Genomic DNA, 23,879 nt, shown 5'->3' on the forward strand with positions numbered 1-23,879 from the left:
TTACCAGACATTACTGGTAGGATGAGTTGTTAGCAATTATAAGGAATTCGCTTTGGCAGTTACTCAACAATCTGTTTTTATTAAATTAGATGACCATCAAACACTGCATTTGCGCCGTATCGCCAACCAGAAGCCGAGCGGCCCTGTGGTGTTATTAATTCATGGTGCGGTAGAAAATGGCAAAATATTTTACACTCATAGCAATAAAGGGTTAGCGCCTTTTTTAGCTGAACAAGGGTATTGTTGTTATGTCGCTGATTTACGCGGGCGTGGTGAAAGTAAACCTGCTATTTGTAAGCAAGCACGGTATGGACAAACTGAGGCGATTGTTGAAGATATTCCGGCATTTATTGAAAAAATTGAACAGTTAGAGAGTAAAAAACCTGACTTTTTAGTTGCTCATTCTTGGGGTGGGGTGTTGCTTAATAGCGTGTTTGCTCGCTTCCCTGAGCTGATAAACGATGTAAAAGCGTGTGCCTATTTTGGTTCAAAGCGTTCGCTATTTAATAACCACCCTAAAAAGTTATTTCAGGCCAATTTAATTTGGTATTTTATGGCGCCAATATTAGCGAAAAAACACGGTTATTTACCAGCAAAACGCTTAAAGTGGGGCAGTGATGATGAAACTCAAAAGTCCCATTATCAAAGTATGCAGTGGGCTAAGAAAAATCCGTGGATAGACAGTGATGATGGCTTTGATTACGCTAAAACATTAGCAAATCTCACGCTTCCTCCGACGTTACATATTGCGGCAGTAAAAGATAAAGCATTGGCACAGCCTATCGATATTCAAAAGTTTATTGATGAGTCAGGTACTGGGGTGCAAAAAATGCAAATATATGGCCGCCGCTTTGGGCACAAAGTAGATTACGACCATATTAATATGCTTACCCATCCACAGGCACGCCAAGAACAATTTATAGATGTGCTTAATTGGTTTGAGGCAACGAGAGCAAACTAAGTAAAGGGGCTTCATAACGCTGCCATTTATCAAGGCTTTTGTTATTTACAGGTTGCCTGATGGCATGTTTACTGAGCGTTGTAACGGCGCTTTTATTTTTGTAAAAGTCTAAACAAGTCTGTTCAAATTCACAGCCAGTAAAACTCAATAGTGTGGTTAATTGATCTTTAGGGTTTTCAATTAACTGCTCATAACTTAAATTATAAATAGCTAAGCGGTTAAATTGCTGCCAATGGCTCATCAGTTTTTCATAAAGCTGATGGTACAAAGTAAATTCATTTAAATCACAAAAATAGGGTTCGTTTTCAGCAAAGTAATTAGTAAACACTGAAAATGCGGTTGCATGAAAGTTGCGACTCAGGTTAATAAACTTAGCGTCTGGGAATAGAATATAAATTAACCCTAAGTTTTGGTAGTTGCTAGGCAGTTTATTGATCACAAATGCGCAATTGCTCCCAGAAGAACTTAAGGTATCTAAATATATAGCTCTGGCTTGGTTAATTAAAGGCGTTGCTAGCTTAGTTAAGCATTGAGGGTAGCGTAACCCTGTTTTATGTTCTAAAAAAGCGACGACCTTATTACTAATACTGGTGTCTTCTCCAAGCGTTGCCCATTGACTGTGTCCTGCTAACATCTGCTCCAGTAAGGTTGAGCCGCTTCGTGGCATACCAATAATAAACACGGGCGTAACAGGATACTGCTTATTTAGGTTTGCTAAATTGAGCACACTTTCATTATTATATTCAATAAGTTGATCATAAAACCCAATTAAATCTTCAGTATTAAATTCACTGAGTTTGTGTTGTTGCTGATTGGCAATCACAAAATAGTTAAACGCTTGATCAGTATCGTCTAACTTGTCGTAACTTTTAGCTAAAGCATAGTAGCAGACCATTTTTAAGCGTAGGTTATTTGTTTGCGTTAAAAAGTGGTGTAACTGATCGATGTAATTATTTGCTTTATTAAAGCGCCCTAATTGTACCAATTCAAATAAAACATAAGCCGTAACTGGTGCTATTCCAAGCTTTAATGCTTCCTCAAACGTGGCATGCGCTTTATCAAGCTCGCCAAAGGTTAAATAGTGCTGGGCTAAATAATAATGAGTGTCTGGGTTGTCTGCGGCAATACTTGTTGCGTATTCGAGTACTTTTTGCGCATCTTCAGGAGAGTTGACCGCATTAAATGCATCACTTAGTGCATACAAAGGTTCTAATGCATAAGGGAGATGCTGACACGCTCGTTGTAGTATATAAACAGCGGCATCAAATTGTTCTAAACGCAGTGCTACTTTACCTAAGCCAAACAGGGCGTCACCATTATCAGGCTCTGCTTGTAATAGCATTTTGTAATGAAACTCAGCTTCTCTGAGCTTGTTTTGTGATAATAACTGGTCCGCTTTTTTTAGTAGCATAATACAACTAATATTCTTTTTAATTACTATAACCCCAAAGTCACAAAAAATGCGAGTGTAAAAGTCATTTTAAATGGGTTTATAAAGGGCAATAAAAAGGCGAAATGCATTACACATTTCGCCTTTGATTATTATTAACACATGTTAGAAAGTATAGGTTGCTTTAGCGTAGTAAAAGCCACCATTAATTCCGTATGGAGATGTTTCGTAGTACTTACCACCCCAGTTGTTATTTGGTGCCACTGTGAAATCAAGTTTTTCTGCTTCTTGATCCAGTAAGTTTTGTGCACCCAATGAGAAGCTAATTGAGTCATTCATGAAGTAAGTGACTTCAACATCTAACGTGACTGCTGCGTCAGCCATTTTAGCTGTTTCATCATAATCTACGTGAACGCCTTGGTACTCACCAAAGTAGTTAAGGCGAGAAAATGCTGAAAAGCTTTCCCATTGTTGTGCCCAGCTCAGTGTTGCACGGTGATTAGGTAAGTCATTTTCAAGACGGCTTACTTTAAATGCACCAGTTATATCACTTGAGCGTGTTACTTCTGTTTCATTCCAGTTGTACGCTAAGCTAAATGTAGAGCTACCACTGAACAATTCAGCTGAGTAGTTAGCAACTAAATCAACACCTTGTGTAGTGGTATCAAAGTCATTAGTAAAGAAACTAACTTGCGCAAGGTTTTGTACGTTAGGTACGCCCGCAGCTTCAAGCGTGTCTTTATCTGCTTGGCTAAGTTCAATTTTATCTGATTGGCTAATACGGTCATCTACTTGGATGTTGTAGTAATCAACCGTTAAGAATAAATCGCCAATAGTATACACCGCACCAAAGGTGTAGCTTTGTGATTCTTCAGGCTCAAGTTCAGTACCACCTAGTTGAATAGCAATTGGGTTTGTAGGTGGTAGCAAAGCCGAATCTACTAGTACACCACTGCTTAAGTTAGTTTGTACGTTACTAACATTCGCTTGGCCTACGGTAGGCGCACGGAAACCGGTGCTGATAGAGCCACGAATATTTAGATCTTCAGTCAGGTGGTATTGACCCATTAACTTATAGTTAGTGGTTGAACCAAAGGTATCGTAATCTTCGTAGCGAAGCGCTAAGCCCATTAAGAATTCTTCAGTAAATGGCGCTTCAATATCAATATAAGCTGCATAGTTACGACGGTCATATTCGCCTGCATCTGATGGTTTAAATCCAGGGAAACCGTTAGAACCTATACCAAAACCTTGATCAGTTAATGGACCTGCAATAAACGAAGCCTCATCACCTGCCACTACAGTAAAGGTTTCTTCATGCCATTCTAAACCACCGGCAATATTTACATCGTAAGCTAAATCAAAGTCAAACCCTTTTGAAATATCAAAATTAAAGTTTTTCTCTAATTGTTCATATTTACCTGGGCTAAAATCACGCGGGCTATCTGGACCCAGTGAAGCATTGATTGTGTCGTATATAAAGTAGCGAGATTCGTTATACCCTACCGTACCACTTAGATCATAATAAGCGCCTTCTAAAAAGCCGCCAGTAAACTCACCTTTAGTACCGATAGTAAGTGACGTATCTGTAATATTACCACCAAAGTTTGGTGTAAAACCGCCCGGAAGCATTTCGTTAAATGCGAAACAATCAGGGTTATTTGCTACACCATTAATGTAGTCAGGGTTATCAAGAACGTTGTCATCAATCATGATTGTTGGACAGTTACCGCTCATATCACCGGTTAAATCACCAACAAGCAGTGTTTCGCCACCATCATTTGAGTATGCACCAGGGCGAGTATGTGGGTTACGGTAATAAAAACCACCGCGTACATCACGCTCTGAGTAGTTACCAAACATGTAAAATTGTGAGTCGTTAGTAAGTTCTAAACCAACATTACCAAAGATAGAGATGTCGTCATCAACCTCTGGTGCACCCCATACTTGAGTGATCGGAGCAATGTCTGGTACTCCAGCCTTGATAAGTTGAGTTGCATCGTAGCGTTGAACTGAACGGCTGGTCGCATCGGCTGTTTTGTACTGAAAGCTTAAATTTGCAAAACCGCTATCGGTAAACGGTAAGCCCACATTACCTGAAATTTGGGTTGTATCACCGTCGCCCTCGTAATATTGGCCTTTACGAACTTCGAAAGATCCGCCTTCCGAGGCATCTTTAAGTTGGAAATTTAAAACCCCAGCAATCGCATCAGAACCATATTGTGCAGCGGCACCATCACGAAGTACTTCTACTTGTTTCAGTGCAATACTTGGAATTACTGAAATATCAGCACCTTGCGCACCATCGTTAATACCACCACCTAAAAAGGCGATAACTGAAGCACGGTGACGACGTTTACCGTTAAGTAAAATTAGTGTGCTATCTGAAGGTAGTCCGCGTAAGTTTGCAGGGCGCACTAATGAAGCAGCATCACTGATTGGCATTGAGTGTACGTTTAAAGAAGGAATAGCCCCTTTTAATAGCTCTAGCATATCAGTGTTACCTGATTTACTTAGCTCTTCACCACCAATAATATCGATAGGTACAGGAGAGTCACCAATAGAACGAGGCGCAGAGCGCGTACCTACTACGGCAATTTTTTCTACATTTTTGTTAACTTTAACTTCGGTTTGCTCTTCTTGAGCAATTGCTGAACCAGAAACAAATAAGCCTGCGGCTGTTGTTGCTAGAGCAAATTTGATGGCCTGTTGAAGCGCATTGCTTTTTAATTTCATTCTAAATATCCCCAGTTAGAATTGATTTGTATAGTCTATTTAATGACTTTATTGTGGACGGTTCACATTCAATGGGGAGCAGATATTGCCAACTCACTCCTAAAAGCTTAATAAACTAAGCGCACCTCCTGTGAGTCCTCGAAATAGACTATAGATAAAAAAACTAAAGAGGGCAATGGGTAATTAACCACTATTTAACAAGTTGAAACAAATGATTTATCTAAAAATAACGCAGAGTTAATCATAAGTAGGGCAGGGAAAGGGGGTAAAAGCAGGCATTGATACATAGTTATTAACTAAATAAGCTATTTTAGCTACTTTCTATTATTGAATTAAACTGACTTGCTATTGATATTTTCACCATGATGTTTTTTCCACTGTGCAAGTTTTTCTTTGTACTCATCCCATACGCATGGACAGCAACTACCGCCGCCGCAGCACTCATCAGATTTTGGCCTTTCGGGTTTAGTGTTGGGTATGTTTTTTTGCATGTTTTTAATTAAAACTGAGGAAAATGAACTTTAAGAATAAATGATTGAATAAACCGTGTAAATTATTCTTTGTGAACTGAAAGCGCTGTGTGAGAATACAGGCTATGCGATTATATAAAGTTATCCATCGTGCACCCTGGCGGGTTGCTAAAATAAGTAAAAAGCGACAACAACTACGCTTTCGTCGTGCTATGGTCGCGCTTAAAATTGCGCTTGCCCAAGAAAGGCAAGAAACCAAAGAAATGCTAATAATTTATAGGCGTTATACCCAAGGGCAAACAAATAAAGCAGAACTAAAACGCGCCAACGAGCAGTTTGTTGATATATTAAAAGGACTAGGGCTAGGCGTTTTTGCGTTATTACCGTTTGCACCATTAACTATTCCACTGGTTGTTAAACTAGGGCAGTTAGTAGGTGTTGATGTATTACCGAGTTCTTTTAGTATGAATAAGCCGATTAAAGAAATTGATCAAGAAATTGCTCAACAAAACCAAGAGCAAGACTCAACGCCCTCAAAGAAGAAGTAAGCTAGCAGAACATAATTAGCTATACCTTTTAATAGTGCTTATTGTTATGCTAAGGCATCATTTTCTATTATGTGAGTCATTTAATGAGTGCTTTACTTCGTCATACCTCTTCAGGAATTCCTCTATCTTTTATCGTTAAAAACGAACTAACCGATTGGCTTACGCAGCAACCGAGTTTTGTACAGCGCTGGCTAGCAAACACAGATTTTGAAAAATCAGGACTCGCACTAGTACCAAACCCAGAAACGGGTGAACTAAGTCAGGTATTTTGTGTAATGCAAAGCACTGATGATTTTTGGGCCGCTGGCGAGCTTGCCAGTAAATTACCTGCGGGTTGTTATCAAATTCAAGGTGATGAGTCTTTAGTTGCTCAACTTGCTTTAGGCTTTGTCTTAGGTGGTTATGAGTTTAGTGAGTACAAGCAAAAAGCCACAGCAAAAGCTCAGCTTGGCATTGCTGATAAAACATTATATGAACAAGTAAAACAACAAGCGGACGCCATTAATTTAGCACGCGATTTAGTTAATACCCCAGCTGCTGATATGATGCCGCAGCATTTATCGCAGGTAATGAGTGACCTAGCAGATACATTCGACGGTGAATTTTCGCAGTGGATAGGTGATGAGTTATTAGAGCAAAATTACCCAACTATTCACATGGTAGGGCGCGCGAGTGAAAATAAACCACGATTACTTGACTTGAAATGGGGGGCAGTCGATGCGCCACAAATTACGTTAGTCGGTAAAGGCGTGTGTTTTGATTCCGGTGGACTGGATTTAAAACCTAGTTCAGGCATGCGCAACATGAAAAAAGACATGGGTGGGGCCGCGCATGTTATTGCCCTGGCTCAGCTAATTATGGCCGCTAACTTACCAATACGCCTTCGTGTTTTAGTGCCTGCGGTTGAAAATGCTGTTTCGCGTAATGCATTTCGCCCTGGCGATGTAGTAAAAACCCGTAAAGGTATTATGGTCGAAATAGACAATACCGATGCAGAAGGGCGACTAGTGCTGTGTGATGCACTAAGCGAAGCACAAAACGATGATCCTGAATTAATCATTGATTTTGCTACACTAACTGGTGCGTGCCGTATTGCGTTAGGTACGGAGTTACCGGGGTTTTTCTCAACGGATCGCGCTGTAGCAAATGCCATTATGGACTCGGGAATGCAAGTTAACGACCCTGTTTGGCAATTGCCGTTATTCGAACAATACAAACCATTTTTGAAAAGCGATGTGGCTGATATGGCTAACTGTGCAAGTACGCCATTTGGTGGCGCAATAACCGCTGCGCTTTATTTGAAAGAGTTTATAGAGCCAAATACACCATGGGTTCACTTTGACGTAATGGCATGGAATTTACGTGCATTACCCGGGCGTCCAGCTGGTGGTGAAGCACTGGGTATTCGTGCAGTATTTACTTACCTACAAAATCGATTTAACTAACCTGAACTTGGATTAAGGTTTACCTTGAGTTATTTGATGTTAAAGTGCATATAACTCAAGGGGTAAGCCATCTGGATCGGCAAAAAAGGTGAATTTTTTGCCGGTTATTTCATCTTCTCTAATATTTTCGACGATGACATTGTGTGACTCTAAATAATGTTTAGCAGTATTAATACACCCAACTTTAAATGCTAAATGTCTAAGTCCTTGTGCTTCGGGGTAGCTTGGTCTACTTGGCGCATCATTAAACGAAAATAATTCTAACTGACTACCATCAGGTAAAGCTAAATCGAGTTTGTAAGACTGACGCTGTGCACGATAATGCTCATTAATAATCGTGAGTTTTAATATTTCACTATAAAAATGTTTAGAGCGTGGGTAGTTGCTACAAATGATGGCTACATGATGAATGCCTAGTAGTTGCATATATTTTCCTTAAAAAGCAAAAAGCGCACTAAAAGCAGTGCGCTGTTTATCAATACATGTGCATGTTTATATATTAGCTTTTAGCTAGGCTCTGCGTCTTTACACGCTTTTACAGCCGGTGCAACAAGCTCTAAACCCGTTTTATCACACGGTGGAAGCTCAGCATCACTAACAGCAATAGGCGTTACTCGCTCGCCCCATTTTATATAGCTTGCCGCCCAAGTAAGGCCAGCCCCAAATGCCGCCGACATAATGTTTGCATGCGGTTTAATTAAGCCTTGCTCAACGGCTTCACACAATGCAATTGCAATGGTGGCAGCAGAGGTGTTGCCATATTCACCAATATTGACCATTACTTTTTCGTCATCCACTTTTAAGCGATTTTGAATAGCTTGAATAATGCGTAGATTGGCTTGATGCGGAACTAGTACATCGATATCGTCTAACTTAAGATTGGCTTGTTCAAGCACGTCGTCACAGGCTTCACTCATGCCTTTAACGGCACGTTTAAATATTTCACGGCCTTCAAATAAAAGGTCTGATGGACCAATTGGCTCATATTTATTTAAATCACTGCCAAAATTAGTAATGTGTAAAATATCACGATCTTCGCTGTCACAACCGGTTTTAGTCCCTAATAAGCCTGCAGGAGTTTCTGCTGCTTCAAGCACAACGGCACCGGCACCATCACCAAATAATACTGCGCTGTCGCGTCGTGCCCAGTTTACATACCACGTCATGCGCTCAGCCGCGATAACGACAGCTTTTTTGATCATGCCAGCTTGAATTTGCGCTGTCGCAGCTTGTAAAGCATATAAGAAACCAGAACATGCCGCGTTGGTGTCCATGGCTGCAGCGCCTGTGGCACCAATATTTTTTTGTACTAATGAGGCGGTGTTTGCGACTACTGTTGAGGGGGTGCACGTTGCTAAAATAACTAAATCGATATCTTTTGCATCTACGCCAGCACAAGCAATGGCATGTTTTGCAGCCACACTAGCAAGTTCAGCAGTACTTACATGGCTAACTCTTCGTGCCTTGATACCTGTGCGTGTGGTGATCCACTCATCGGTTGTATCTACAATTTCACTTATTTCGTCGTTGCTGATGCTTGCTGGTGGAATGCATTTACCCCAACCAGTGATATGTGCGTAAGGCATAGTGTGTTCTCTTAAAAGTGGTATGACGTGTTCGTCTAATGAGGACGTTATATCAAAAATTAGCTGTTAACACTAGTTTATAGCATGGTTTGCTTAGTAATTACTGCTATTTTACGGACTATTTGCTGCATTTTTGTTTAAAGGTAAGTGGCTTGTTTTTATTGTGTTAATTAAATGCTTTTAATGATTTTGCGTGTTTTACACGATAGCTCATAGGCTTTCTAAGCTTAATAGAATACGAATACTTTGTTGACCATATATGCTTGAGTGCGGCTGAGTGAGCAGCTAATATGGGGCGCATATTATGAAATCATTACTTAAAAAGCATTACTTAAAAAGCATTATTTATAATGGATAACAAAGCAATGTATATTCAGTCAGGTGAATCTTATTGTGTTAATTAAAACCGATCCTGCTATTAGCCGGTTATTAATGCTGCGCAGTGGCGCCATTGCTGTGCAGCTTATTGCGGTGTTAAGCGTTTATTTTTTATTAGAGCATCAAATTGCGCTCATGCCGTTGCTAGCCGTTATTACGCTTGAGGCGGTTTTTCAGTTAGCAAGTATCTTTGCTTATAGAAATGTTAGCCAAGCAAAGCCAGTTGGCATGCTGATGCAACTGACCGCTGACGTACTTTTTTTAACTATTTTGTTGTCTTTAAGTGGCGGTGCAACTAACGCATTTGTGTCGTTATTATTGTTACCTATTATGATAGCGGCAATTACATTGAGCGCTCGTGGGCTTGCCTATATTGCTGTGCTGGCTATCGCTGCCTACAGCATGCTACTGATTAAAATGCCAGAGCATAGCATGCACCAAATGAACATGAGTGGCCACTTTATTGGCATGTGGGTTAATTTTGTTATCAGTGCCTGCGTGATTGCGTTGGTTATTGGTGCAATGAACCGTGCTTTACAACAACGTGAGCGCACTATTGCCAAAGTTAGAGAGAAACAGTTGCGTAGTGAACAACTGGTTACTCTCGATGGCGCAGCGGCGCAAATTACTCATCAATTAGCAACGCCTATTGCTAATTTACAATTATTGTTTGAAGAGCTTGTAGAAGAGTATCCCAACAATGAAATTATTCAGCAAATGCAATCACCCTTGCTGCAATGCCGCACTCAGCTTAATGATTTTAGAAAGCTCTCTATGCAGCTACGAGATAAAAACACGCAAACACCTATAAAAGCAGAGCAGCTGCAAAATCAAATTCATGATACGTTGCTATTACAATACCCTAATCAACAAATAAACTGGCTTAATGAGGCGCCTAAAGCCACATTAAAAAGTGATGCCATGCTGCTACCTGCTATTTTAAACTTATTACAAAATGCAGCGCTTGCTAACGAAAAAAAAGGCCAAATGCAATTAGAGTTGAGTTGGCAACAGCCAGATGCGCAAAGTATTGCGTTAATTATTCGGGATTTTGGCGCTGGTTTTTTATCCTCAGAGTTAGCGGAGTTAGGCGGGCAGCTCATGCCCAGCGAGCAAGGCATGGGAATAGCGGTTATGCTATCAAATGTCACGTTTGAGCGTTTAAATGGTTCGTTAACTGTTTATAATCACCCCGATGGTGGGGCGGTGGCCAAGATACAAATGCCACTATTAATAACCGAGTCGGCGCTATGAAGCTGCTAATTATTGAAGATGACATTAACCTTGCTACCACTTTGGCAAGGCGCTTAACAAAACACAGCTTTAACTGTGAGGTTGCACATAACCAAACAGAGGCTTTACTTAGGGCTCGCCAGCAGCAACCTGATTGTATTTTATTAGATATGAAGTTAGCAGATGAAAATGGGCTGGCGCTTATTGCACCGCTGCGCCATTTACTCACACATGCTCATATTGTATTGCTTACCGGCTTTGCAAGTATAGCTACAGCCGTAGAGGCGATGCGCTTGGGCGCTAATGACTATTTAACTAAGCCTGTCGATATGGCAAGCTTATTAAAAGCGCTAAAAGTAGAGCCGGTATCGACAGTAACCGAAATTCCTGAAGAGGTTATGTCACCCGAGCGTTTAGAGTGGGAGCATATTCAACATGTATTACACAGTAACAACGGTAATGTATCAATGACTGCAAGGCAGCTTAATATGCATAGACGCACTTTGCAGCGCAAGCTACAAAAAAAACCTGTGCAGCAATAAGCCCTCACTTGAGCAAGCAATTAATGACTCATACCGCCGCGCTAATAAAAAGCCAAAAAATTATACTGTTCGACGCCCAGTGCAAGCTTTGTAGTGCGTGGTGTAATTTTATTATTGCTCACGATCCTCAGGCCATGTTTAAACTGTGCAGTGTACAATCGCCAAAAGGACAACAAATATTAATGCACTTTGGCTATTCGACAACTGATTTTGCCTCTATGGTTTACATTGAAAACGCTCAAGCATTTATACAAAGCCATGCATTTTTTGAGGTGATTAAACAGCTAGGCTATCCGTGGAAACTTAGTGGTATATTTAGTGTGTTGCCAAATCGTTTTAACAATTGGCTTTATGATAAAATTGCATCAAATCGATATACCTTATTTGGTAAATATCACTATTGCAGGATCCCTTCAAAGCAAGACCAAGCCCACTATTTATAAGTGCTTTAATAGATGCCTGAATGTATTGGCTGTGCTAAAATCGCGGCGTTTAAATTTAAGCATTAAAAAGGCACTTACATGGCAAATACGGCGCACGCACTGCATATTTTAGTAAAACATAAAGAGATTGCAGAAGACATCATCAAGCAATTAGGCAAAGGCGCAAAGTTTCAAACTTTAGCTAAAAAGTATTCGTCATGCCCATCGGGTAAAAAAGGCGGTGATTTAGGTGAGTTTAGACGAGGCCAAATGGTTCCACAGTTTGATAAGGTGGCCTTTAGTGGTGCAATTTTAGAACCGCATTTAGTAAAAACGAAATTTGGTTGGCATGTGATTAAGGTGCTTTATCGTACATAAACTAACGCAATTTTAAGTTGCCGCTATACTTATCATTTGTTTAGTTTGTTACATTGCTAAAGCAACTTGGAATAACTATGAAGCTTATTATTTTATGCTGCAGTTTAATTTTAATGGCAGTGTCATTTTTTGCCAGTAGCACTGAGCAAACGATCGCCCTTAAGCTTGGCAAACCAAGCACCCAAGACATACCAAAAAACCACTATATTTTAACATTATTAGAAAAGAGCTTTGCAAAGGTTAATGTAAAGCTCAATATTGCTTATAGTCTTGAGCCAATGAATACTAAAAGAATTTTAGAAGAGCTCACACGTAACGATGATGTTAATTTAGCTTGGTTAACTTTGCCAAACTCCCTTGCAGAGCAAAGACATTTAATCCGCACAAGTTATCCTATTTATAATGGGCTGCATTCAAAGCGCTTGCTCATGGTTAAACAAAGCCGGTTGGGCGAATTTTCAGATATAAAAACCCTTGAACAACTAAAGCCGTTCATAGCCTTACAAAAGCAAAGTTGGTCTGATTATTATGTATTAAAGAACAATGGCTTAACAGTTAATGATGATTTGAGTTATGAAAGCATGTTAAAAGCGTTAGATGAAGGACTTGGCGATTATTTTCCGCGTTCAGTAACTGCTATAAAAGCCGAAATACGTAAACATCCTCAGTATAACTTTGTTATTGAGCCTCATATTATGCTGCAATACGATAATTACTATTATTTTTACGCAAACGAAAATAACAAAGCAATCATTGAGTTATTAGAGCAAGGCTTAACAAAGTTAGCAGATAGCGGCGAGTTAAATGCGCTTTATGAGCACTATTATCGTGATGTTGAGGACGGGCTTAATTTAAATAACAGACGGGTGTTTAACTTAAAAAATTAATAAGGTTAGGCCGCAAAATGTAGCCTAACCCGAAAAATTATTGCTCCTGCTTGGCTTCTTCTTCACTTATTTGCTTAAGTGCTTGAATAAACGATTCACTCGGTTGCCCACCGGTAAGCGCGTACTTATCATTTATAATGAAAGTAGGTACTGAGGTTATTCCCATTTGTTTAAAGTTATTTTGCTCTTGGCGTACCGCTTGTACGTATTTATCTGAGTGTAAAATTTCTCTGGCTGTGTCTTTGTTAAGGCCGACTTTTTCTACCACATCCAGTAACGCATCTTCTTGATTTAAATATTTTAAATCGGTGAAGTGTGCTTCAAAAAACGCCAATTTCAGCTCAGTTTGTTTGCCTTCTTCACGCGCCCACATTAGCAAGCGGTGTAGATCAAAGCTGTTGATCATGATGCGTTTACCGTCAAAGTTAAAGGTAAACCCAGCTCGTTCACCCGCATCCGCCATGTTTTGACGATTTCGCGCGCTTTCTTCTTCAGTTAAACTGTATTTTTGCTGCAAGTGCTCGTTTAAGTCTTGTCCTTCAAGTGGCATATCTGGATTAAGCTCAAAAGGGTGCCATGTAATATCCGCACTCATTTCGTCTTTTAATTCTTCCAATGCGGTTTCTAAGTTTTTATACCCAATAATACACCACGGGCACATTACATCTGAGACGATATCTATTTTTAAGTTTTTCATAGGGATCCTTGAAGGATTGCTTTTTAATAACAATGGATATTGGGATGAAGTTTAGTTTATCAATCATTGAACATAAAAAGAGCAGCGAAAGTGCTGCTCGTTTATTGAATGTTTTCAGGTTAGCTGTTCAAGCCAAATGGGTCGTCAATGCTGTGGCTTGGCTGGGTAAACCAACGCGGGCCGTCATCTGTCATGTAAAAGTGATCTTCTAATCTCACACCAAATTCATCTGGAATAACCAGCATTGGCTCGTTACTAAAACACATGCCTGTGGCAAGCGGGGTTTTATCGCCGCCCACTAAGTATGGCCATTCATGAATGTCTAAGCCAATACCATGGCCTGTGCGGTGTGGGCAACCTGGTGTTTGGTATTCAGGGCCTAAGCCTTGAGCTGCTAAGTAGCTGCGAGCGGCTTGATCAACCGATTCACAGGTTTCGCCGAGAGCTGCTTGATTGAAAGCTGCTAATTGTGCCGCTTTTTCAAAATCCCAAAATAGGCGTTGGCGGCTGGTTGCTTCACCAAATACATAAGTGCGGGTAATATCAGACAGGTAATCGTGCACTTTACATCCAGTATCGATAAGCACCATGTCGCCTTTTTTCAAAATTTGTGGATCTTTTACACCATGTGGGAATGAGGTAGCAAGGCCAAACAATACAATACAGAAGTAATTTCCCGGGGCACCTACTTTTTGATGCGCTTTTTTTATAAATTCTTCGACTTCTACGGTGCTAATACCTTCATAAAGCATACTAGCGGTGGCTTTATGAACCGCTAAAGTCATATCCATGGCGCATTGCATTAATGCTAATTCATTGGCTGATTTATGCATTCTACAATGTGCGGTTACAGGTTGTGCGTTAACTAGTTTTAATCCTGAACTGGCTTTATTGATGCCATCAAAAATAAAAAACTGTGCGCTTTCATCAATGCCCACGGTAGCGGTGTCGCTAATATTAAGCTGTTTCAGCACTTTAACGAATAGCTCAAAAGGGTTCTCGTGTTCTTGCCAGCCGTGTATTGGGCCATCAATGACTTTAAAGCCATTTAAAGAGCCAATTTCAAAGTGGGGGGCAATGTATTGCACCTCACCCGTGGCGGGTAAAATAGCGCCGACTAGTCGTTCACTGGCGTACCATTTCATACCGGTAAAATACGTTAAGTTGGTACCTGCATTTAAATATATCGCATCAATATTATTAGCTTGCATATAAGCTTGCGCTTTGGCCATACGCACTAAATACTCATCGGCCTGAATTGGCGTTACTGAGTGGGTCATATTGCTTAAACTAGCAAGTGCTTGTTCGGGTGTGTGTGTACCAATACCAACTGTGGTCATATATTTCTCCTACAAAATTTTGCATAGTGTGTAGGCTAAATGCGTTCAATTCAAATTAATTGCGATTAGTGAACAAGGGATTGAACAAATGGGGATGAGTTATCAAGTCTCTCATTACCAAAGACTTGATAACCTTGGGCTATTTTTTCGCGTAGGGTAAACGATTGAGCTTATTCGCCGTGTGGTAGCTATCTAATCCGGTTACTGCAACGGTATCGATGGCTTGTAAGTCTAAAAAGCCATCACTTTGGAGTGCTGATTTATCTACATAAACATCCATTATTTCACCAATAACCAGCTCAGTGCCATTAACAGCTAAATGCTGATTCTCTACAAATTTTACTGCGTATTTTAGTCGGCTTTGTGCAACAAAAGGCGCTTTAAAGTCGTTTAAGTACTCTGTTTTTAAACCCGTTGCATCAAACTCAGACTCATTTTTAGCGTAACGTGCCGATGTTTGGTGTGCCTGCTGGTAAATATTACTATTTACTTGGTTAATAGTATAAACGCCTGTTTCTATAATATTTTCGAATGTATGCCTTGGTACGCTGTGCGGGCGCATTATCATGCCTACTAGCGGTGGGTGTGCGCCTAAATGAATAACTGAACTGACAATGGCTAGATTAGTATTACCTTGTAAGTCTTGTGTGCCAATTAAGTTTGCACTTTTAAACCCTGAAAGTGAGTTGATAAAGTGTGTACGGGTATGTTTTTCAAGTGCGGCTATGCGGTCTTTCGAAAAATGCATGTATTTGTTCCTTACCATTTTATGGTGTTTCCTTGCCAATCTAGGTAGGCAGGTTCGCCGTTGAGTTCTAACTGTGGGTTTTCGTAAGTAAATTTAAATAATTGCTGCGCAACAAAGTCAGGGGTAAACAGTTTATCTGCGGGCACATTTTTTTGAAATGGCTTAGAAAGCTGTGTATCTGTAGTACCCGGGTGAAATAAAACAAGTTTGGTATTTTTAGCGCGACGAGCAAGTTCAATGGCGGCTGTTTTAAATAACATGTTCAGCGCAGACTTAGATGCGCGATAGGTATACCAGCCACCCAATTTATTGTCGTTAATACTGCCTACACGAGCGCTCAAAGCAGTAATTGTGCAGTGAGTTTTATGATTAAGCAGCGGCACTATACTTTGCAAACACAGCAGGGGTACAAGCGTATTAGAGTGCATAAGCTGCATAAAATAATCACTGTTGATTTCTTCAAGCTTTTTTTCTGGCATGTGCTGGTCGTTGTGTAATTGACCATTAAATATAATCACTTGAGCTATATCAACTTGCTGAGATTTTAACGACTGGGTTAGCTCTTTTAGGCTTTGCGCTGAATAGTCGCTCTGAAAATAGTTTACGTTTATATCGCTGTGATTAATATTCGATGAGCTGACACAAATTATATTAAATTGTGCTGCTTGCTGATTTAAATGACTTACGTAGGATTGTGCAATGGCGCTACTGGCGCCAAATAAAATCACTGTTTTCATTTTTCACCTTTAGATTTGATATTGCATTGACCATTACTACACTGCGCATTGGGCATTAAAAAACGGCTTATATAATGGCGGTATTTTGCAAAAAAAGTGTAAGCATGATCGGCAAAAAAGCGAATTACGGGCAAACGAATTATTTTAAGCCAACGGTATTTCCCAACGGTGCGCCAAGCTTGATAAGTGACGTCTAAGCCGTAAATCATCTGCCCCTTATCAGTTTGGGCGTGCAATAAATCCATGGCATTTTGTTTATCAATTGCGGGAAAACGCTCACTAAAATCATCCGCGTTTAAATCTTCTAGTGTAATTTTATGATCAACATCGGCACGTTTTAAATGTTGCATTTCTGCATTGCACAGTGGGCAATTGCCATCGTAAAAAATGATCATGTTATCGCTTTGTGTTTATTTTACATATGCTTTTTTACGACAAGACAATGCAAATGGATCTATTAAATATTCCCTCTTAGTGATATTAATAGGTCTCCAAGAAACGAAGGAGAGCTAGAAATGAGTGAACAATATGCCGCCTTGCGAGGTAATGTTAATCTACTTGGTCAATTATTAGGACAAACTATTAAAGATGCCCAAGGACAAGAGATTTTAGATAAAGTAGAAGAAATTCGGGCTTTATCAAAATCATCTCGCAGTGGCAATGAAGCCGATCGCCAAGCGTTAATTGATGTACTCCATGCGCTCAGTGATGAGGAGCTTTTACCGGTTGCCCGTTCATTTAATCATTTTTTAAACTTAGCTAATGTTGCAGAGCAGTTTCATACCGTATCACGTTTTAATGATGTTGGTTTTTGCCAACTAAATCCTCTCACTCAAACATTAAAAACGTTAGCAGCAAAGGCCGAACAAGGTCAGCTTAATCATAATCATTTAGCCGACACACTCTCAAAACTCCACATAAACTTAGTACTAACCGCTCACCCAACCGAAGTGACTCGCCGTACTATTATTAACAAACATGTTGAACTAAGCGACTGTTTAGCATCACTTGAGCGCACCGATAACCTTGCGCAAGAGCGCGAAGCGATATTAAATCGAATTGCGCAGCTAATTAGCCAAGCTTGGCATACTGACGATATTCGTCGTTCTCGCCCAAGCCCTGTTGATGAAGCTAAATGGGGCTATGCGGTAATTGAAAATAGCTTATGGGATGCCGTGCCACATTTTTTACGTGAGTTTAGCCAGCATGTTAAACAGCATTTGAGCCTTGAGCTACCAGCTAACTACAGTCCGATAGAATTTACGTCATGGATGGGGGGGGATCGAGATGGTAACCCGTTTGTAACCGCCGAGGTGACAAAGCAAGTACTCGATCATGGCCGTTGGATGGCGCTGGATTTATACCAGCGTGATTTAGAAACTTTGTGTGCTGAACTTTCTATGTCTGATGCCAGCGATGAGCTCATTAAACTGGCAGGGCAAGAGTTTGAACCTTATCGAGCCGTGCTCAAAGAGCTTAAAAATCAAGTGGCTGAAACAGTGATGTACTTAAGCGCTAAAATTAAAAATAAGCGTACTGAATCACAAGATTTAATTACTGATATTAACCAAATTAAGCACCCAATTGAGGTGTGTTATCGCTCATTATTAAAATGCAATATGCAAGTGGTTGCTGATGGCTTGCTATTAGATGTGATCCATCGTGTAAATAGCTTTGGTTTGCGTTTGGCTAAACTGGATGTGCGACAAGATTCGTCAAGACACAGCGATGTGTTTTCAGAATTAACTCGTCATTTAGGTATTGGCGATTACAATCAATGGGAAGAGCAAGACAAACAAGCTTTTTTACTGACAGAGCTAAATTCACGTCGTCCGCTTATTCCTAGGCATTGGCAACCAAGTCCAGAAGTGCAAGAGGTGCTTGATACCTTTGATGTTATTGCACAGCAAGATGAAAAAACCTTTGGTTTATACATTATCTCTATGGCACGAACCGCCTCTGACATATTAGCAGTGCAGCTATTACTTAAAGAGTCTGGCTGTGGTTTTGAACTGCCCGTGGCGCCTTTATTTGAAACCTTGGACGATTTAAACGATGGCCACAACGTCATCACCACGCTTTTAAATAATGAGTGGTACCGTGGACACATCAAAAACACCCAAAATGTAATGATTGGCTATTCAGACTCAGCCAAAGATGCAGGCATGATGGCTGCTGGTTGGGCACAATATGAGGCAATGGATAAGCTCGTACAACTAGCGGATGAACGCGGTATTGAGCTTATTTTATTCCATGGACGTGGTGGTACGGTTGGACGTGGTGGTGCGCCTGCTGCACAAGCATTGCATTCTCAGCCGCCGGGGTCGTTAAAAGGCGGGCTTAGGGTAACAGAGCAAGGTGAAATGATCCGCTTTAAGTTTGGATTACCCAATGTGGCATTACAAAGCTTAAATATTTATGCAGGTGCGGTACTAAAAAGTAATTTATTGCCACCACCAGAGCCTAAATTACAATGGCGTGAAGTGATGGCATTAATTAGCGATGTGTCGTGTCAGCATTACCGTAATGTGGTGCGCCACGATGAAAACTTTGTGCCCTACTTTAGAATGGCGACACCTGAATTGGAACTGTCAAAATTACCGTTAGGCTCAAGGCCTGCAAAACGAAATCCAAATGGAGGGGTTGAGAGCTTACGTGCTATTCCATGGATTTTTGCGTGGAGTCAAAACCGGTTAATGTTACCTGCATGGTTAGGTGCATTAAGTGGACTTAAAGCCGCGCTTGAAAAATATGGGATTGAAACCTTAAGCGAAATGAGTTTGCAATGGCCGTTCTTTAGAGCACGTTTAGAAATGCTAGAAATGGTATTTAGTAAAGCGGATAGCTGGTTGAGTGAGCATTACGATAATGCGCTGGTGGAAGAGATGTATAAGCCTTTAGGTGTTGCCTTGCGAGAGGAACTTGGTGAGGCGATGACGTTAGTGCAATCATTAAGCCCACAAAAAAGCTTATTGGCTGATCAGCCTTGGATCAAAGAGTCTATTGGGCTTAGAAACCCATACACCGACCCGCTTAATGTATTACAAGTTGAGTTATTACGTCGTTCTCGTGGCGATGATAAAGGCAATGAAAATGATATAGACAATGCCTTGATGATCATTATGACCGGTATTGCAGCGGGTATGCGTAATACAGGTTAATCCAAAACTAGATTAGTTTTAGAGGGAACACACGACGTGTTCCCTTTTTTTACGTTGAATAGGCTGGTATTTAGTTTGCCAACCTTTTACACTACTTGGCCATTGAACAAATAAAAACTATTATGGCTTCAGCAACTTTTAAAGTGCAACATAATACAGCACTTAGCAATTCACACATTTCTCTAAACGTAGCGCAAACGCAAGCTCTACGCAGTCAATTAAAAACTCAACGCGGTATTTTATATTCAAGCGATATTAAAGCGCTTTGCACCGAGCTTAATGTTAGCGACGATGCATTATTACAAGGCTTAGTGCCTATGGCTTCAGAGTTTTCCGTTGCACCTATTTCCAAATTTCATGTCGGCGCAATTGTAAAAGGGCTCGATTCACAAGGAAACACTACTTTTTACTTTGGCGCTAACGCTGAGTTTGACCATCAAGCACTTAGTTTAGTGGTGCACGGTGAGCAATCTGCAATTAATAATGCCTGGTTAAATGGCGGTAAAAAAATTCTTAAAATAGCGATTAGTGATGTCCCATGTGGGTACTGTCGTCAATTTATGAATGAACTCGCTGATGCGAAAGAGCTTGATATTTTACTGCCAGCACAAAACTTTAAATTGGCAGAGTTATTACCTCATTCATTTGGACCAACCGATTTAGGCAATGAGCACAGCTTATTTAACCCAGCAGAGCAAACTAATTGTTTTGAAAACAAACAACTTGATGAAAAGCTGATGAGCTATGCTTTAGCGGCTTATGTGCCATACAGCCAAAATTACAGTGCAGTAAAAATAAGTACGTTTGAAAACGGTGATTTTTATGGCAGCTATGCAGAAAATGCAGCGTACAGCCCGAGTTTATCGCCATTACAAAGTGCTGTGAGTCAGTTGTTTTTAGCAGGACTGAGCTTTGATAAGCAAACAGTTAAATCAGTTACGTTATTAGAAACGGCTGGTCATGAAAACCAATCAGGGGTGGCAAAAGCCGTGTTAGCAAGCTTTACTGGCTTGCCAACACTTGAGGTTATTAGCGCAACATTAGCCAAGTAACACTTTAGCGGCTTCAAGTACCACGGCAACCGATTTTTTCTCAATCTCGCCGTGGTCTACGTTAGGAATTTCTTGACGTGTTCTATTTACTAATACACCTGCAACACAGGCTGCTTGTAGGCCAAGAGCGGCACACATAGTAAATAAAGTAGCCGATTCCATTTCGTAGTTCATCACGCCTAGTTTTTGCCATTCTTCACAGCTACCTTGTAATGACTTAGGAACATAACCAGAATGCGTATCGTAACGCTCTTGTCCTGGGTAGAAGGTATCGCTTGAAGCGGTGATACCGATATGAAAATCGATGTTTAGGTTTTCACAGGCTTTTACCATTGCTTGAGTGGCAAAAAAATCAGAAACAGCAGGGTAGCACAGCGGTGCAAAATGCTGACTCGCGCCATCCAAACGAACTGAGGCTTGGCTAATTAAAATATCGCCTTCGTTAATGTGCGGCTGAATAGCGCCTGTTGTGCCAATGCGAAGAAAGCTACGTACGCCAAGTTGAGCCAGTTCTTCAACCGCAATTGACGTTGAAGGGCCGCCGATACCGGTTGAACATACAACCACTGAGTGGCCGTTTAATTGGCCTAAATAAATGTGAAACTCACGCGTTTGAGCAAGGCAGGTTGGATTATCTAAGAACTGTGAAATGCGTGCTGCACGATCTGGATCCCCTGGAACAATAGCCAGTTTTGCACCTTTTAAATCATCAATACACAGTCCTAAGTGAAATACCTTTTCCATAACTAAGCCTTTTTAATAAGAGTTGTTGTCAATTTAACATGATTACGAGAAACCTAAATGAAGTACAGGACGGATGTCCGTATTGATTTATTCATCAACTCTGAATATTCAATCAATGGCTAAAATTACTAACAAAATGAGCCAGTTGACTTGTTTGCTCAGACACTATATTCATACCTCAGAGCAAACCAGTAGCTAGCTAAAAGAGTTGTTAGCTAAATTTTAAATTGTTTATATTCATAAGGTTAGTTAGTAGGTTTTGTATTGTTTTGCCGCTGACCTAACCTCGCAAAACACAACGTTCAGTGATTTTTATAACCACAGACAATTAATTTTTAATTTATTCAGCGTTCGTCGTTTTGCATAACTACTCAATAATAGACAAGATATTCAGATTGAAAAAGGGTTTACAATGAGCACACAATTTCAAGCATTTAAAAATAAAGTTGAACACTGTTTATGTGCACCTGGCGACGGTGTATTCACGGTTAATACGGCAAAAGAACGCAAAGCAGCACTCAGAAATAAATTATATGGTCAAACTGAAAATGTCGATGCTTTATGGCGTGACTCGCTAAATGAATTACCTAACTCACCCCACAAAGCGGTTATGCTGGGGATTAGCTCTGATTGTGGTGGTGGTATTTTACGCGGTGCAAACTGGGGGCCTTTATTTTTACGTTCAGCTTTAATTGACCAGCAAACACAGTGTCGTTCATTTGACTTAGGTGATGTGCGCGTAATACCGCATTTATTACACGATAAATACTTAAACGAGGCAACAATTACCAATTGCCAAAAAGCGCTTTATGGCAATGACAATAACGATCATTTCGTAAGTCCACTGTCTATTACCGAAGATGTATGTGACAGCTTTTATGCAACATTCCAAGATAAAGGCATTTTTGGCATTGGTGGCGATCATTCTATTAGTTACCCGCTGACAAAAGCGTATTTAAAAGCCAAACGCGAGCAAGGTAAACGTACGGCAATTATTCATTTTGATGCTCACACCGACTTACTCGTAGAGCGTTTGGGTATCGATTTATGTTTTGGCTCTTGGTGTACCCATATTTTAGAATTTTTACCCGCGCCACATCATTTAATTCAATTTGGTATTCGCTCAAGTGGTAAGCCTAAATCACATTGGGAAAGTACCTTTGGCGTTAAACAGCACTGGGCTGCTGAAATTATTGAGCGTGGCGCAGCCGCTGTTGCTGCCGATACAATCGCGCAACTAAAGGCTGACAAGGTTGATGAAGTGTATGTAAGCTTTGATATTGACGCACTAGATGCTCAATTTGCTTCAGCAACAGGTACACCTGAAGAAAATGGATTAACACCACAGCATGCGCTTGATATTTTGTCAGCCATTGCCGATGAGTTTCCAATAACCGGTGCAGATATGATGGAAATCGCGCCGTTTACCGACAGCTCATTAGTGGGTCAATCAAGCTCAGAGACGACGCTTAGAGAAGGCGCTAAAATTTCAGCATTCTTAATTGCAGCAATGAATCGTTAATCCTAAAGGTCAAAATTGGCTATTTGTAAATAATCCGCTATATTAAATTTGCTTTAATCAAAAAAGTAACATCTTAAATTTTATATAGTGGGTTATTGTGACTAAGTGGTATTGTGTATTATTGTTCATTGTAAGTCATCATTGTGCGGCTAAACTTACTGTTGTAACAGAGAACTTTGCGCCTGCGCAGTATCTGGACGCGAATAACAATTTAGTAGGTGATGCTGCCGATAAAGTCCGATTAGTGCTTGATAGCGCAGGTATTGATTATTCAATTTCTGTAAATGATTGGAGTATGGCTTACAATATTGCACTGAGAGATCCCCAAACCTGTATATTTTCTATTTCTCGTTCGCCTGAGCGGGAACATAATTTTATTTGGTTTGCTAAGCTTGCCCAATTTGACACTAATTTTTACTCCCTTAAAAGCAAAGGTATTTCCTTAACTAATTTAGAGCAGGCAAAGCAATACCGTATTGCGGTTTTAAAAGATAACTACAGCCATCATTACTTACTTTCAAAGGGCTTTAAAGAAAACGAAAATTTAATGCTGTTTAGTAGTTTTGATAATATTTTTAAGATAATCCAAACCCGAAGTTCGAGTATTGATTTAGTTGTTATACCAGCGCAGCGAATAAACCATGAACAATCTCATTTATTAAATAAATTACAACTCGAATTACTTATGCCCATCAATGCCCATCAAGCCCCTTTATATTTCGCCTGTAATAAAAATCTACCCGATAACGTAAAGCAACAACTTAGCGCGGCTTTTTCTTCATATGAGTCTAAACTATAAATATTAAGCTTTTGATTTTTATTAGTTATTAATATTATTTAAATATCAATTGCCCTGTCTATAAAAGCGTCTATAATCCAGCTGCTTTTGCTTGTAAAAGCGA

The 23,879-nt window shown here is 40.2% G+C and carries 23 protein-coding genes; 12 read left to right on the forward strand and 11 right to left on the reverse strand.

Features of this window, described 5'->3' with window-relative positions; all coding sequences use genetic code 11:
- Positions 1 to 52 precede the first annotated feature (52 nt).
- Positions 53 to 961 (forward strand): alpha/beta fold hydrolase, encoded by a 909-nt coding sequence (locus PSM_RS17025; protein ID WP_013463116.1) that lies wholly within the window; start codon positions 53 to 55, stop codon positions 959 to 961.
- Here the strand turns inward: PSM_RS17025 and PSM_RS17030 are convergent.
- From PSM_RS17030 to PSM_RS18535, 3 genes are all read right to left on the reverse strand, one after another.
- The gene (locus tag PSM_RS17030) at positions 930 to 2,372 is read right to left on the reverse strand and encodes a tetratricopeptide repeat-containing sulfotransferase family protein (protein ID WP_013463117.1); all 1,443 of its coding nucleotides are present in this window, start codon (positions 2,370 to 2,372) and stop codon (positions 930 to 932) included. The two genes, PSM_RS17025 and PSM_RS17030, sit on opposite strands and share 32 nt — an antisense overlap.
- Before the next feature lie 144 nt (positions 2,373 to 2,516).
- On the reverse strand, positions 2,517 to 5,087 hold the full coding sequence (locus tag PSM_RS17035) for a TonB-dependent receptor plug domain-containing protein (RefSeq protein ID WP_013463118.1): 2,571 nt from the start codon (positions 5,085 to 5,087) through the stop codon (positions 2,517 to 2,519).
- 332 nt (positions 5,088 to 5,419) lie between these two features.
- The gene (locus PSM_RS18535) at positions 5,420 to 5,578 is read right to left on the reverse strand and encodes an oxidoreductase-like domain-containing protein (RefSeq protein WP_076921669.1); all 159 of its coding nucleotides are present in this window, start codon (positions 5,576 to 5,578) and stop codon (positions 5,420 to 5,422) included.
- A gap of 104 nt (positions 5,579 to 5,682) precedes the next feature.
- On the opposite strand from PSM_RS18535, the gene PSM_RS17040 reads away from it, so the two are divergent.
- A complete protein-coding gene (locus PSM_RS17040; protein ID WP_013463120.1) occupies positions 5,683 to 6,105 on the forward strand; it encodes a hypothetical protein in 423 nt (140 codons plus the stop codon).
- 83 nt (positions 6,106 to 6,188) lie between these two features.
- Positions 6,189 to 7,550 carry a leucyl aminopeptidase family protein gene (locus PSM_RS17045; protein ID WP_013463121.1) on the forward strand — a complete coding sequence of 454 codons (1,362 nt, stop codon included), beginning with the start codon at positions 6,189 to 6,191 and terminating at the stop codon, positions 7,548 to 7,550.
- Between the two features lie 39 nt (positions 7,551 to 7,589).
- Here the strand turns inward: PSM_RS17045 and gloA2 are convergent, their stop codons facing one another.
- Both gloA2 and PSM_RS17055 read right to left on the reverse strand, forming a co-directional pair.
- Complete coding sequence (gene gloA2, locus PSM_RS17050; protein ID WP_008464296.1) at positions 7,590 to 7,976, reverse strand: SMU1112c/YaeR family gloxylase I-like metalloprotein; 387 nt, start codon at positions 7,974 to 7,976, stop codon at positions 7,590 to 7,592.
- Between the two features lie 80 nt (positions 7,977 to 8,056).
- The gene (locus PSM_RS17055; protein WP_013463122.1) at positions 8,057 to 9,136 is read right to left on the reverse strand and encodes a ketoacyl-ACP synthase III; all 1,080 of its coding nucleotides are present in this window, start codon (positions 9,134 to 9,136) and stop codon (positions 8,057 to 8,059) included.
- Between the two features lie 393 nt (positions 9,137 to 9,529).
- On the opposite strand from PSM_RS17055, the gene PSM_RS17060 reads away from it, so the two are divergent.
- The 5 genes from PSM_RS17060 (at position 9,530) to PSM_RS17080 (ending at position 12,976) form a co-directional block, all read left to right on the forward strand.
- Positions 9,530 to 10,768 (forward strand): sensor histidine kinase, encoded by a 1,239-nt coding sequence (locus PSM_RS17060; RefSeq protein ID WP_013463124.1) that lies wholly within the window; start codon positions 9,530 to 9,532, stop codon positions 10,766 to 10,768.
- The gene (locus tag PSM_RS17065) at positions 10,765 to 11,289 is read left to right on the forward strand and encodes a response regulator transcription factor (protein ID WP_013463125.1); all 525 of its coding nucleotides are present in this window, start codon (positions 10,765 to 10,767) and stop codon (positions 11,287 to 11,289) included. Before PSM_RS17060 ends, PSM_RS17065 begins: the two co-directional genes overlap by 4 nt.
- Positions 11,290 to 11,312: 23 nt before the next feature.
- Positions 11,313 to 11,732, forward strand: a complete 420-nt coding sequence (locus tag PSM_RS17070) for a thiol-disulfide oxidoreductase DCC family protein (RefSeq protein WP_013463126.1) — start codon at positions 11,313 to 11,315, stop codon at positions 11,730 to 11,732.
- 78 nt (positions 11,733 to 11,810) lie between these two features.
- Positions 11,811 to 12,089 carry a peptidylprolyl isomerase PpiC gene (gene ppiC, locus PSM_RS17075; protein WP_008464312.1) on the forward strand — a complete coding sequence of 93 codons (279 nt, stop codon included), beginning with the start codon at positions 11,811 to 11,813 and terminating at the stop codon, positions 12,087 to 12,089.
- Between the two features lie 77 nt (positions 12,090 to 12,166).
- Positions 12,167 to 12,976 (forward strand): substrate-binding periplasmic protein, encoded by an 810-nt coding sequence (locus tag PSM_RS17080; RefSeq protein WP_013463127.1) that lies wholly within the window; start codon positions 12,167 to 12,169, stop codon positions 12,974 to 12,976.
- Positions 12,977 to 13,013: 37 nt separating this feature from the next.
- On the opposite strand, the gene PSM_RS17085 is transcribed toward PSM_RS17080, so the two are convergent.
- From PSM_RS17085 to PSM_RS17105, 5 genes are all read right to left on the reverse strand, one after another.
- On the reverse strand, positions 13,014 to 13,673 hold the full coding sequence (locus PSM_RS17085) for a DsbA family oxidoreductase (RefSeq protein ID WP_013463128.1): 660 nt from the start codon (positions 13,671 to 13,673) through the stop codon (positions 13,014 to 13,016).
- A 119-nt stretch (positions 13,674 to 13,792) separates the two neighbouring features.
- A complete protein-coding gene (locus tag PSM_RS17090; protein ID WP_013463129.1) occupies positions 13,793 to 15,013 on the reverse strand; it encodes a M24 family metallopeptidase in 1,221 nt (406 codons plus the stop codon).
- A gap of 139 nt (positions 15,014 to 15,152) precedes the next feature.
- Positions 15,153 to 15,761, reverse strand: coding sequence for a flavin reductase family protein (locus tag PSM_RS17095; protein WP_013463130.1), 609 nt, complete (start codon positions 15,759 to 15,761; stop codon positions 15,153 to 15,155).
- An 11-nt stretch (positions 15,762 to 15,772) separates the two neighbouring features.
- On the reverse strand, positions 15,773 to 16,498 hold the full coding sequence (locus PSM_RS17100; protein ID WP_013463131.1) for an SDR family NAD(P)-dependent oxidoreductase: 726 nt from the start codon (positions 16,496 to 16,498) through the stop codon (positions 15,773 to 15,775).
- On the reverse strand, positions 16,495 to 16,893 hold the full coding sequence (locus PSM_RS17105; RefSeq protein WP_013463132.1) for a thiol-disulfide oxidoreductase DCC family protein: 399 nt from the start codon (positions 16,891 to 16,893) through the stop codon (positions 16,495 to 16,497). The genes PSM_RS17100 and PSM_RS17105 overlap by 4 nt, the downstream gene beginning before the upstream one ends.
- Positions 16,894 to 17,013: 120 nt before the next feature.
- On the opposite strand from PSM_RS17105, the gene ppc reads away from it, so the two are divergent.
- Together ppc and cdd are read left to right on the forward strand one after the other, a co-directional pair.
- On the forward strand, positions 17,014 to 19,659 hold the full coding sequence (ppc, locus tag PSM_RS17110) for a phosphoenolpyruvate carboxylase (protein WP_013463133.1): 2,646 nt from the start codon (positions 17,014 to 17,016) through the stop codon (positions 19,657 to 19,659).
- A gap of 122 nt (positions 19,660 to 19,781) precedes the next feature.
- The gene (gene cdd / locus PSM_RS17115; RefSeq protein WP_024600943.1) at positions 19,782 to 20,711 is read left to right on the forward strand and encodes a cytidine deaminase; all 930 of its coding nucleotides are present in this window, start codon (positions 19,782 to 19,784) and stop codon (positions 20,709 to 20,711) included.
- Here the strand turns inward: cdd and udp are convergent.
- Positions 20,700 to 21,455 (reverse strand): uridine phosphorylase, encoded by a 756-nt coding sequence (udp, locus tag PSM_RS17120; protein WP_008112319.1) that lies wholly within the window; start codon positions 21,453 to 21,455, stop codon positions 20,700 to 20,702. The two genes, cdd and udp, sit on opposite strands and share 12 nt — an antisense overlap.
- A 412-nt stretch (positions 21,456 to 21,867) precedes the next feature.
- Here udp and PSM_RS17125 point away from each other — a divergent pair, with 412 nt between their 5' ends.
- Both PSM_RS17125 and PSM_RS17130 read left to right on the forward strand, forming a co-directional pair.
- The gene (locus PSM_RS17125) at positions 21,868 to 22,977 is read left to right on the forward strand and encodes an arginase family protein (protein ID WP_013463135.1); all 1,110 of its coding nucleotides are present in this window, start codon (positions 21,868 to 21,870) and stop codon (positions 22,975 to 22,977) included.
- A 97-nt stretch (positions 22,978 to 23,074) separates the two neighbouring features.
- Entirely contained in the window at positions 23,075 to 23,776 is a 702-nt protein-coding gene (locus tag PSM_RS17130) for a substrate-binding periplasmic protein (protein WP_041695991.1), read from the forward strand.
- The last annotated feature ends 103 nt before the right edge of the window (positions 23,777 to 23,879 follow it).

It is taken from the genome of Pseudoalteromonas sp. SM9913 (genome assembly GCF_000184065.1).
Classification (GTDB): domain Bacteria; phylum Pseudomonadota; class Gammaproteobacteria; order Enterobacterales; family Alteromonadaceae; genus Pseudoalteromonas; species Pseudoalteromonas tetraodonis.

What these genes read in the sequence shown, in the direction of transcription:
- PSM_RS17125 (WP_013463135.1), top strand. Translation starts at nt 21,868, where the DNA reads ATGAGCACACAATTTCAAGCATTTAAAAATAAAGTTGAACACTGTTTA.
- gloA2 (WP_008464296.1), bottom strand. Translation starts at nt 7,976, where the DNA reads ATGCAACTACTAGGCATTCATCATGTAGCCATCATTTGTAGCAACTAC.
- cdd (WP_024600943.1), top strand. Translation starts at nt 19,782, where the DNA reads ATGGCTTCAGCAACTTTTAAAGTGCAACATAATACAGCACTTAGCAAT.
- PSM_RS17090 (WP_013463129.1), bottom strand. Translation starts at nt 15,013, where the DNA reads ATGACCACAGTTGGTATTGGTACACACACACCCGAACAAGCACTTGCT.
- PSM_RS17105 (WP_013463132.1), bottom strand. Translation starts at nt 16,893, where the DNA reads ATGATCATTTTTTACGATGGCAATTGCCCACTGTGCAATGCAGAAATG.
- PSM_RS17070 (WP_013463126.1), top strand. Translation starts at nt 11,313, where the DNA reads ATGACTCATACCGCCGCGCTAATAAAAAGCCAAAAAATTATACTGTTC.
- PSM_RS17065 (WP_013463125.1), top strand. Translation starts at nt 10,765, where the DNA reads ATGAAGCTGCTAATTATTGAAGATGACATTAACCTTGCTACCACTTTG.
- PSM_RS17080 (WP_013463127.1), top strand. Translation starts at nt 12,167, where the DNA reads ATGAAGCTTATTATTTTATGCTGCAGTTTAATTTTAATGGCAGTGTCA.
- PSM_RS17030 (WP_013463117.1), bottom strand. Translation starts at nt 2,372, where the DNA reads ATGCTACTAAAAAAAGCGGACCAGTTATTATCACAAAACAAGCTCAGA.
- PSM_RS17100 (WP_013463131.1), bottom strand. Translation starts at nt 16,498, where the DNA reads ATGAAAACAGTGATTTTATTTGGCGCCAGTAGCGCCATTGCACAATCC.
- PSM_RS17055 (WP_013463122.1), bottom strand. Translation starts at nt 9,136, where the DNA reads ATGCCTTACGCACATATCACTGGTTGGGGTAAATGCATTCCACCAGCA.
- PSM_RS17040 (WP_013463120.1), top strand. Translation starts at nt 5,683, where the DNA reads ATGCGATTATATAAAGTTATCCATCGTGCACCCTGGCGGGTTGCTAAA.
- PSM_RS17035 (WP_013463118.1), bottom strand. Translation starts at nt 5,087, where the DNA reads ATGAAATTAAAAAGCAATGCGCTTCAACAGGCCATCAAATTTGCTCTA.
- PSM_RS17045 (WP_013463121.1), top strand. Translation starts at nt 6,189, where the DNA reads ATGAGTGCTTTACTTCGTCATACCTCTTCAGGAATTCCTCTATCTTTT.
- PSM_RS17095 (WP_013463130.1), bottom strand. Translation starts at nt 15,761, where the DNA reads ATGCATTTTTCGAAAGACCGCATAGCCGCACTTGAAAAACATACCCGT.
- ppc (WP_013463133.1), top strand. Translation starts at nt 17,014, where the DNA reads ATGAGTGAACAATATGCCGCCTTGCGAGGTAATGTTAATCTACTTGGT.
- ppiC (WP_008464312.1), top strand. Translation starts at nt 11,811, where the DNA reads ATGGCAAATACGGCGCACGCACTGCATATTTTAGTAAAACATAAAGAG.
- PSM_RS18535 (WP_076921669.1), bottom strand. Translation starts at nt 5,578, where the DNA reads ATGCAAAAAAACATACCCAACACTAAACCCGAAAGGCCAAAATCTGAT.
- udp (WP_008112319.1), bottom strand. Translation starts at nt 21,455, where the DNA reads ATGGAAAAGGTATTTCACTTAGGACTGTGTATTGATGATTTAAAAGGT.
- PSM_RS17085 (WP_013463128.1), bottom strand. Translation starts at nt 13,673, where the DNA reads ATGAAAAACTTAAAAATAGATATCGTCTCAGATGTAATGTGCCCGTGG.